At 71.3% G+C, this 8,484-nt stretch carries 9 protein-coding genes; 6 read left to right on the top strand and 3 right to left on the bottom strand.

Annotation, left to right across the window (positions count from 1 at the left end; translation table 11 throughout):
• Positions 1-155 precede the first annotated feature (155 nt).
• On the top strand, positions 156-503 hold the full coding sequence (locus ACFWOG_RS12475; protein WP_380357500.1) for a hypothetical protein: 348 nt from the start codon (positions 156-158) through the stop codon (positions 501-503).
• Positions 504-621: 118 nt separating this feature from the next.
• On the opposite strand, the gene ACFWOG_RS12470 is transcribed toward ACFWOG_RS12475, so the two are convergent.
• Positions 622-1,953 (bottom strand): WD40 repeat domain-containing protein, encoded by a 1,332-nt coding sequence (locus ACFWOG_RS12470; protein ID WP_380357497.1) that lies wholly within the window; start codon positions 1,951-1,953, stop codon positions 622-624.
• A gap of 201 nt (positions 1,954-2,154) precedes the next feature.
• Between ACFWOG_RS12470 and ACFWOG_RS12465 the strand changes: the two genes are divergently transcribed.
• The 5 genes from ACFWOG_RS12465 to ACFWOG_RS12445 all read left to right on the top strand — a co-directional run bounded on the left by ACFWOG_RS12465 (position 2,155) and on the right by ACFWOG_RS12445 (position 5,627).
• Positions 2,155-2,415, top strand: a complete 261-nt coding sequence (locus ACFWOG_RS12465; protein WP_380357494.1) for a hypothetical protein — start codon at positions 2,155-2,157, stop codon at positions 2,413-2,415.
• Between the two features lie 751 nt (positions 2,416-3,166).
• Positions 3,167-3,838: an RNA polymerase sigma factor gene (locus tag ACFWOG_RS12460; protein ID WP_380357492.1), complete on the top strand. Its 672-nt coding sequence runs from the start codon at positions 3,167-3,169 to the stop codon at positions 3,836-3,838.
• Entirely contained in the window at positions 3,835-4,755 is a 921-nt protein-coding gene (locus ACFWOG_RS12455; RefSeq protein ID WP_380357490.1) for a hypothetical protein, read from the top strand. Before ACFWOG_RS12460 ends, ACFWOG_RS12455 begins: the two co-directional genes overlap by 4 nt.
• Before the next feature lie 101 nt (positions 4,756-4,856).
• Positions 4,857-5,018 (top strand): hypothetical protein, encoded by a 162-nt coding sequence (locus ACFWOG_RS12450; protein ID WP_380357487.1) that lies wholly within the window; start codon positions 4,857-4,859, stop codon positions 5,016-5,018.
• Between the two features lie 399 nt (positions 5,019-5,417).
• The gene (locus ACFWOG_RS12445) at positions 5,418-5,627 is read left to right on the top strand and encodes a hypothetical protein (RefSeq protein ID WP_380357484.1); all 210 of its coding nucleotides are present in this window, start codon (positions 5,418-5,420) and stop codon (positions 5,625-5,627) included.
• Positions 5,628-6,365: 738 nt separating this feature from the next.
• Here ACFWOG_RS12445 and ACFWOG_RS12440 read toward each other — a convergent pair.
• Together ACFWOG_RS12440 and ACFWOG_RS12435 are read right to left on the bottom strand one after the other, a co-directional pair.
• Complete coding sequence (locus tag ACFWOG_RS12440) at positions 6,366-7,586, bottom strand: response regulator (protein WP_380357482.1); 1,221 nt, start codon at positions 7,584-7,586, stop codon at positions 6,366-6,368.
• 106 nt (positions 7,587-7,692) lie between these two features.
• On the bottom strand, positions 7,693-7,908 hold the full coding sequence (locus tag ACFWOG_RS12435) for a hypothetical protein (RefSeq protein WP_380357479.1): 216 nt from the start codon (positions 7,906-7,908) through the stop codon (positions 7,693-7,695).
• Positions 7,909-8,484 lie beyond the last annotated feature (576 nt).

Below are 8,484 nucleotides of genomic sequence, written 5' to 3'. Positions count from 1 at the left end.
GGGAACACGCCGGTCCGGCCCGTCGCCGTCTCGTCGCCTACCTGTCCACCACGCAACGGCGCAGCTCCGCTCCAAGCCGAACGCCTCACTGGTCGGAAAACTGGACACCCCGGGGGAGCACTGGGGCGAGGTCGCCTCCGTCCTGGCCGGCGCCTGTGAGGTCATCCTCCTCGACCCGCCCCTCCCGCCCCGGCCCCGCGAGCTCCAGCGGCTGGAAGCCCGCCTCCGCACCACCGGCACCACCCTGTTCACCACCCCCCTGGCCCGGCGCCGCCCTGCGCCTGACGACCGGCAACGCGGTCTGGAGCGGACTCGGCGACGGCCACGGCGCCCTCCGCTCGCGCACCACCGACGCCCACTGCACCGGCCGCGGCCGCGGCCGCGCCACCCGCCCCCGCACCACCCGCCTGCTGCTCCCCGACGAGAACGGCTCGGTGAGCGCGGCGCAGACGGCGGCCGCCGCCGGGACGGCGTCGGCGACCGGCGCGGCCGTCGCCGGGTAGTTGTCCGGGACGGCAGTTCCGGGCTCGGTGGGGTTGGGCGGTTCCGCAGCAAATTCTGGCGGTGTACGGAGATCCGGCCGGCACCGGAGACCAGGGGCCGTCGTGGTGCACCTGGTGGTCAGCCTGCTGGGGGGTGAGGCCACAGTCGTACTATGCCGTCTCCGTCGCCGGTGGCGAGCAGGCGCCCGTCGGGGGAGAACGCGACGGGCACGACGCGCTTAGCGTGGCCGGTGAGGGGTTCGCCGTGGGCTTGGCCGGTGGTGGGGTTCCACAGCCGGATTGTGCTGTCGTCGCCGGTGCTGGCGAGTAGGCGTCCGTTGGGGGAGAACGCCACCGACCGGACGATGTCGGTGTGGCCGGTGAGGGGTTCGCCGTGGGCTTGGCCGGTGGTGGGGTTCCACAGCCGGATTGTGCTGTCGTCGCCGGTGCTGGCGAGTAGGCGTCCGTTGGAGGAGAAGGCCACCGAGAGGACAGGGCCGCTGTGGCCCGCGAGGGGTCGGCCGTGAAGTTGGCGGGTGGCAGGGCTCCACAGCCGCACCATGCCGTCCTGGCCGGCCGTGGCGAGTAGGCGTCCGTCGGGGGAGAAGGCCACCGAGAAGACCGTGGTGGTGTGGCTTGTGAGGGGCTGGCCGTGCAGTTGGCCGGTGGCGGAGTCCCACAGCCGCACCCTGTCGTCGTGGCCGGCTGTGGCGAGTAGGCGTCCGTTGGGGGAGAACGCCACCGAGAAGACGACGCCGGTGTGGCCGGTGAGGGGAAGCCCTTCCGGCGGAAGTCTTGTGTAGAGGGCGCTGACCAGTGCTTCGATCCGGGCTTCGGCCGACTTCGCAGCGGTCTCAAGGACAGCGACGCGGTGAGCGAGTTCGTCGCGATCCTTCTGCAACGCGGTGATGGTCGGAGTGAAGGAGACGCGCTGAGGTGTCACGGTGAAGGAGACGGGCCGAGATCCCGGGGTGATGGTCGGAGTGAAGGAGACGTGCTGAGATCCCGGGGTGATGGCGCCGTGCCCGGGTACGGCATCGGTGGGCAGCGGTACTGGGGGACTTGCCGGACTTGCCGAGGGGGGATCGGGGGCGTCGGGCCGCTGTCGAGGACGCGGCGGGCTCTTGAGGCGGGCGTTAACCCGGGAGCGTTCGAGCTTCTCCCAGCGGGCGCGCCACTGTTTGACCTGTGGGTCCTCACGGCTCGGGTGGCGGCCGTCCTGGTCGAGCGCGACCAGGGTCTGGACCAGGGCGATCAGGAAGTCCAGGCGTGGCAGGCGCTTGCCCGCCAGGGCCTCGCTGACTGCGGAGGCCGACAGCGGCCGCGAGGACGGTGCGGCCTTCTCCACCTCGCGTAACGAGGGGTTGCCGCAGGCGATCCGAAGATCGCGGAGCGCTCCGGCGAAGGCGGACAGCTCCTGCGGGTAGCTGTCCGGGGCTGCGTCCTGCGTGCCGGTGGTCGGGTCGGTCACACGATCTCCCTGACGGTGTGTGGATGACCACCGTAGAGGCCCCCGTCAGGAGCGGCACCGAAAACGGCCGAACAGCACCGAACGAAACCAGTGTTCGGCCGGGCCGGTGCGCTGTACGGTCCCGGACGGCGCCGATCGGGTTCGCACGGGTGCGTTCGTGCAGTACCGGGCCGCAGCCGGAACGCGGTTGCACTGGTGGGCATGAACACCGATGACACCTCCCAGCCGCCCACCGTGGCCCCCGCTCCCGTAGCGACGCCGTCCGTACTCCGGATTCCGCAGGACAGCGGCGTCCGCCCGGCTGCCCCCGCTCCGACCCGTGAGCGGGTGCTGGACCTGGTGGCCCTGGTGCTCCTGATCGGTCTGGCCGCCGCCGTGTTCATCCTGGCCGGCCCCGGTGCCGTCACCGCCGTCACAAGCGTCGGCATGGGCCTGTTCGCCACCTGGCGCTCCCGCCGATAGCCGTGTCGGCGGCCCCCGCGCAGGGGCCGCCGACCGCGCCCGGGACGGCCTGGCCTACGGCGCTGGGCCGACGCCCGGGGCGGCCTGGGACGGTGCTTGCGGGCTCGGCGGGCCACGCTGCGCCGCACCGAGCTCGCCGCCGCCCCGTCGGCCTTCCGCTCACCTGCGTCGAACCGGCACCGACTCGCCGTGTAGGGGACCGGGCCCGGTGGAGGTCGTCCGGTGCCGGCGGCTGGGCCGTCGGTCTGTTCTTCCGTGGACGATGCGGGCGCCGGCGCACCGGGGTGGTGGCGGTTGACTGTTTCTGATTGAGGCCGCAAGTACCCGCGAGTGATCGGTTCGTGACGGTTGGTCGAACACCGGATGTGACATGAGTCACCGTAAGTCTATTGTCGGTGGCGGAGTGTAGTTGAGCTCGCTATGAGCTCGGCGCGTCAGCAGCTGAAATGCCCAGGGTCGACCCGCACCCGCTTGGAGATGATCACGGAATGTATTCGAACGTGATCAAGGCGTGAAATTCGCCGGGCGGGAGTGCGTGATCGGCGGGGGAGGGCTGATTTGCTAATCCCGGGCCGCAAGACAGCCCAGACGAAGGCCAGATGACGCTGTTTCCGACACAAAGGCCGCTCCCATGGACAGCACCACCCCTCGACACCGACCCCGCCCCAGCGCCCGCAGAGCGGGTCACGCCCCGCCCCGTGAACGACGGCGTGCGGCGCGCCCGCGCTCAGGCCGGCACCGGGAGGCCTGAATGAGCGACGACCCGCTGTTCGCCATAGGCCCCGATCAGCCCGGCCACGACCCCGAGTCCGGACAGTGGGGAGCGGCCGTGGAACTGCCGGTCGACGGGATGCCGCTGGAGTACGAGGCGTTCACCCTCACCCACCGCCCGTCCTACCTGTGCTTCGCGCAGGAGATCCTCGGCGACCCGGGAGTCGCGGGCGAGGTCGTCCACGAGGTCCTCGTCCAGCTCGCCATCGACTGGTCCGAGGCACTGCGCAGCCCCGACATCGTCGTCACCGCCTGGGGCATGCTCTGCCACGCGATCCGCGCCGAGGTGCGCCGCCGCGACCGCGACCCCCAGCTGCTGGTCCGCCTCGCCCGCCTGCGCACCACCCTCGACCGCATGCGCGCCGCCCTTCCCGACACCGAGGCCACGACGGCGGCCGACCGCGACCCGGACGCCGACACCGACGACCCTCTGATGGTCCTGCTCGCCACGCTCTCCCCACGCCAGTTCGACGTCGTCATACTCAAGGCCCACGGCCGCTCCACGCACTTCATCGCCTGGTTCCTGGGTACGCACCCCAGCACGGTGGACCGCAACCTCGCCCGCGCCCTGGCCCGGCTCGACGACGGGCTGCGCCCCCTGCGCCTCCTCCACCCAGGCACACCCGACCACCGCAGAGGAGAACGCCGGTGAACGAGCCCACCGCCGGCCCCCCGGACGACCACGCCCCCGCACCCGACCCCGGCCGCGGGCCCGGCTCCCACTTCGCCGAGACACCCGACCTCGACGAGTTCCTCCACGACGCCGGCGTCTGCGCCCGCCACTCCTCCCACGCCACACGCCGCGCGGGCAAGACCGACCGTGCCACCGCCATCGACCTGCTGCTCGCCGAGAGGGAGAACACCCCGACCCCTGCCGACACCCCCGCCGGCGGCCCCGGCTACGCCGCCGCCCTGCGCCGGATCGCCGCGGACGTCGCCCGCCACCGCGCCGGCCGCTACCGGCGGCCGGCTTGGTGGGCGGACTACAACCGTGCCCGCCTCGGCCTGGACTCCCTGTCCCGTTCCGCCCTCACCGGGCCGAAGGCGCTCGGCCTGCTCGCCCGCTTCGCCGAGGAGGAAGGCGGGGAGACCCAGCTGGTCTCGGTCCTCGACAACGGCCGCGACACCGACATCGAGATCGTGGGCGCCAGGATCTTCGGCTGCCTGCTCCACCTCGCCGGACATCCCGTCAGCGCCTGCTTCTGGTGGAAGATCGCGGCCGGGGCCGGCGACCGGATCGCCGCGTTCGCCATCTACCTCCAGCACCTGGAGCGCGGCGAGTTCGACGAGGCCGAGTACTGGTTCGCCCAGGGCTGCCTGGACCCTGACGGCGAGACGTCCGCGATGCCGCCCGGCCTGCCCGAGATGCCCGGCTACTTCAGGGCCGTCCCGGCGGTCATGGTCCCCTGGCACACCGCCGAGAACGCCGGGCCCGCCGCCGGCCTCGCCGACGAGGTCGACCGCCTGGTCGTGCACACCGATTCCGGCGACGGCACCGTCATCGACGGAGTCGTCCGCCGCCCCGGCCCGCGCCTGGCGAGCCGCCTTGAGGACCTCGCCGGCCGCTGACCCCCGGTGCCGGTGCCGCGCCGTTCGCGCGCAGCACCGGCGCCGCCCAGCCTCCCCCGGTCGACGCCTACCTCTTCAACACCCCCTGGCACAGCGCGGCCATGCGCCTACCCGACGACACCACCGACCTCCACCACCCCGACCAGGCGCTGCGCCGCGCGGTCGACCACCTCGACACGGTCCGCGAGGACGACCGGTTCGGCACGTTCGTGCTGCCCACCGAGACCACCGCCGAGCAGCTCCACGACCTGGTCTGCCCCTAGCCGACCGTCGGCGCCCACCCACCAAGCGGGCGGGTGCTCCCGCGCCCCCGGCACCGCCCGGGCAGGTCCGGTCCGGGTGTCCGGACACCGCGCGGAACGGCCCGATCCGACCCTGTTCCCCGTCCCGTCCGGACGGCCCCGATAATCGCTCGCCCTCCGCAGCGGGAACTCACTAGGATTTCGAAGTTGGAGCACCGGGAGAACCCCGAAATCCCAGGCTGGACCCGGCTGGAGAATCTGACATTGATTCGACTGACGGGCCGTCCGGGACATAAACTCAGAACCGCTGCGCAACTCCATCCCGCCGACCGCATCCGGTCGGCCCCCTAAAGCTGCCCCGCCACCGTGGCGGGGTGTCCAGGCGCCATAGCCTGGGACAACGGGAAAGGGAGTAGCACCATGCCGGCCTACGGAGGCAGCGGGCAGCCGCCCGCCAAGCACCAGCCCAGCGAGGACACGCACGACCGGGCCTCGCAGGAGCGGACCGGCAGCAGCACGAAGGAGAAGCGAAACGGCCTTCAGGTCGCGGCAGATGCCGTGACCCTGGCATGCGGGGCGGTGGAGCTCGGGCGCGAGCTCTGGAACCTCTTCGGCTTCCTCTTCACCTGAAAACGCAGCAGCGCCTCAGCTGAAGGCTGAGACGCTGCGTGTGCTGCTGTTGTCATAGCAGACGGCCCTACCCCGTACAGGATGCCAGTCCTGGGGTGGGGCCTTCTGCGTTCCCGCACAAGGTGAACCAGTGTGCCTGGGATCGCATCGTCAAGCTTAGTGCATCCTACTGTTCCTTCACCACGCGGTGCACTAATAATCGATACCCATGTGACTTGGTTCAAAGTCCCATTGCATCTGTGAACCTTCCGAACCGATGACAACAGGAACCTTCCTGGGCGATTACTACCGGATCAGTAGAGCGAAGGAGACGATTGGCACACTATCCCGTAGTTGAGTGAGTAGATCCGAGGCGAAGGCCGCCATCTTTCACTCGCAACCACTCTTATCCTCACTGCACACAACAAGTTCAGCACCGCCAACCACCCTGTTGTAGTACTTCACGACCAACATGGTCCCTGAACCGGGAGGGCAGGGTCACGCCCGTGTCGGCAGCGGGCCGCCGTTCACCGCTGCGCTTCCACCCGCCGGTCGGTACCGCTCTGCCCACGACCGTCTTCCGCTCCGCTCGCTGCCTTGGTGGTACCGAGGCGGCGTCGTGTCCGGGCTCGCGTGCACCTGCGCTGCTGCCGACGCTGTGCCAGTCCGTACGGTTCCGGGTTGGCGAATGCCCTGGCCCTCCGGTTCGTGCGCCCGCCGTTGGGACACGCACCAGCGCACCCCGTGGCCTGCGGGTGATCAGTCAAGAGGGGCATCGCTTTGATCGGCGACCCGGAGCGGGCTCTGCCGGGGGAGCGTGGGCAGGAGCCAGCTGGTGCTGTCGTCCGGAGGCTGGGCGGGTGGTGCGGGGCGAGGGGTTCCGCGGTAGTCCATGTACATCCCGGCCAGGACGCTGACCTTCGCGCAGAGCATCCAGGGCTCGAACGGCTTGGCGATGAAGTCGATCGCCCCGGCGCCGTAGCCGCGCAGCAGGCTCTCGGGGTCCGCCCCGATCGCGGTGATGAAGATGATCGGGATGTTGCGGGTCTGGGCGCGGCGCTTGATGCGGGCTGCGGTCTCGTAGCCGTCCATGCCGGGCATCTGCACGTCCAGGATGATCACGGCGACGTCGTCGTGCTGGAGCAGCGCCTTCAGCGCGTCCGTGCCGGAGGCCACTGCCAGTACCTGGCAGTCGGCGGCGGTCAGGACGGCCTCCAGGGCGATCAGGTTGGCGGGCTGGTCATCGACGATGAGGACCCGCGGGCTGCCCGTGCCCGCAGGGGCGGGGCGGGGCATCCCGGAGTGCTGCAGTTCCTCGCCGGCCTGCTGCTCGGCCACGACCAGTTGGCGCTCCAGGAGCTCGCAGCGTGCTTCGGCTGCGAGCTGGCGCCGACGGGACTCCTCCAGTTCGGCCGTCAGCCGCGTGACCTCCGCCTCCAGGCGCCGGTGCTCGCGCAGCAGCTCCTCGCGGTCCCCGGCGTGGAGGACCAGTTCGTCGCCCCGGGCCCGTTCGCGGGCCCAGTCGCCCTCCAACTGGTTGAGGCGCAGCGCCAGGTCGGCGATGCGCTGGTTCCTGTCGAGCAGGGCCTCGCCCAGGACGTCGCTGTGGGCGGTCGAGCGCCGGGAGAGCCGGTCGGCCTCGGCCAGCTGGAACTGGAGCTGCTGGACGGCGTGGCTGACCGAGGCGCTGGTGCGCTGGGCCGCCGCGTGCAGCGAGCGCAGCAGGTCGATCGTCTCGGAGGTCGCGACGCTGCCGCGGTCGGCGCCGACATCGGCGAGCAGGTCCTGGACGAACTGCCAGGACGGGATCCGTTGTCCGGACAGGTAGCGGGAGACGGCTCCCGCACTCAGGTGTCGGCGCGCGCCGTAGCGGCGCACCGACACCGTGGGCCGCAGGCCCGCGAACAGGCTGCGCAGGGCCTCGGCGAACGCCCGGCATTCGCTGTTCAGGTCAGGGCTCAGCGCTCGCAGGTCTCCCACCCGCCCACCCCTCGGTGTTTCGTAGGCCTCCACGGCGCCACCATCCTTGCAGTATCGGGTCGGCTGCGGCCCGGGAACCTGAGACACCCGGGCCGCAGCCTTCACATCAGACGGTCTCCTTGTCCGCCGGCTCCTCCCGGGGCTCCGCGACGAGCTGGTTCACGAACGACACGCTCGCACCGAACGCGCCGACGCCGTACAGGACACACTGGGCCAGGTGCGCGCCCCCCGCGGCGGTCAGAACCCCCGCGCCGATACCCGTGAGCACGCCGACCAGCAGCACCAGGGCCGCCCTCGGCGACAGCAGCGCACGCCGCACCATCAACCTCCTCGATCCGTGGCGGCACTCGCCGCCACGACCTGCCCGCCAGTCGGTTCGGCCTGACGGTGCATCACAGGATGAAGGAGGATGCCGGTGTTGCGCCTCCGTTGCCGGGCCGGCAACACCAGATGGCAACACTGCGGCTTCGGGCTGCACCCGACCGGATCCGGCGCCGCCCGCGCCCGCCGAGCGGCACTGTCCCACCCCACCGCGCCCGGTTCCGCCTCCGCGCGGCCTCGTTTCGTTCATGCTCGTCCCCTTGTGCGTCGTGTGTGGTGAATACGGGCTGCGGGCGGAAGGGCCTGGGGCGCCGCAGGCCCGCTTCCGGCGGTCTGTGTGCCGGACGCTAGGCGCGGGAGGCGGCGGGGCAAGAGGTTTCGGGCATTGGTTTTTGAGGATGGCACCGGCCTGGCGAGGATGTCGAACCGGCGCACGGTACACCGCTCAGACGACCGGTCAGCCCCTTGTCGGGGGCAGGGTTCGACGGTCCGGAGCATGTTGACGGCCGAAGCCCTGGTGCGGGGCGGCGGCCGGATCGGTCGGGGAGCCCCGCAGTCTGGGCACGAGCGACCCGGA

The organism is Kitasatospora sp. NPDC058406 (genome assembly GCF_042722765.1).
In the GTDB taxonomy this organism is placed as follows: domain Bacteria; phylum Actinomycetota; class Actinomycetes; order Streptomycetales; family Streptomycetaceae; genus Kitasatospora.
This window is presented reverse-complemented; position numbering and strand designations above follow the sequence as displayed.

Bases quoted from the DNA above. Each gene is read 5' to 3' on its own strand.
- ACFWOG_RS12460 (WP_380357492.1), top strand. From the start codon at position 3,167: ATGAGCGACGACCCGCTGTTCGCCATAGGCCCCGATCAGCCCGGCCAC.
- ACFWOG_RS12445 (WP_380357484.1), top strand. From the start codon at position 5,418: ATGCCGGCCTACGGAGGCAGCGGGCAGCCGCCCGCCAAGCACCAGCCC.
- ACFWOG_RS12450 (WP_380357487.1), top strand. From the start codon at position 4,857: ATGCGCCTACCCGACGACACCACCGACCTCCACCACCCCGACCAGGCG.
- ACFWOG_RS12465 (WP_380357494.1), top strand. From the start codon at position 2,155: ATGAACACCGATGACACCTCCCAGCCGCCCACCGTGGCCCCCGCTCCC.
- ACFWOG_RS12435 (WP_380357479.1), bottom strand. From the start codon at position 7,908: ATGGTGCGGCGTGCGCTGCTGTCGCCGAGGGCGGCCCTGGTGCTGCTG.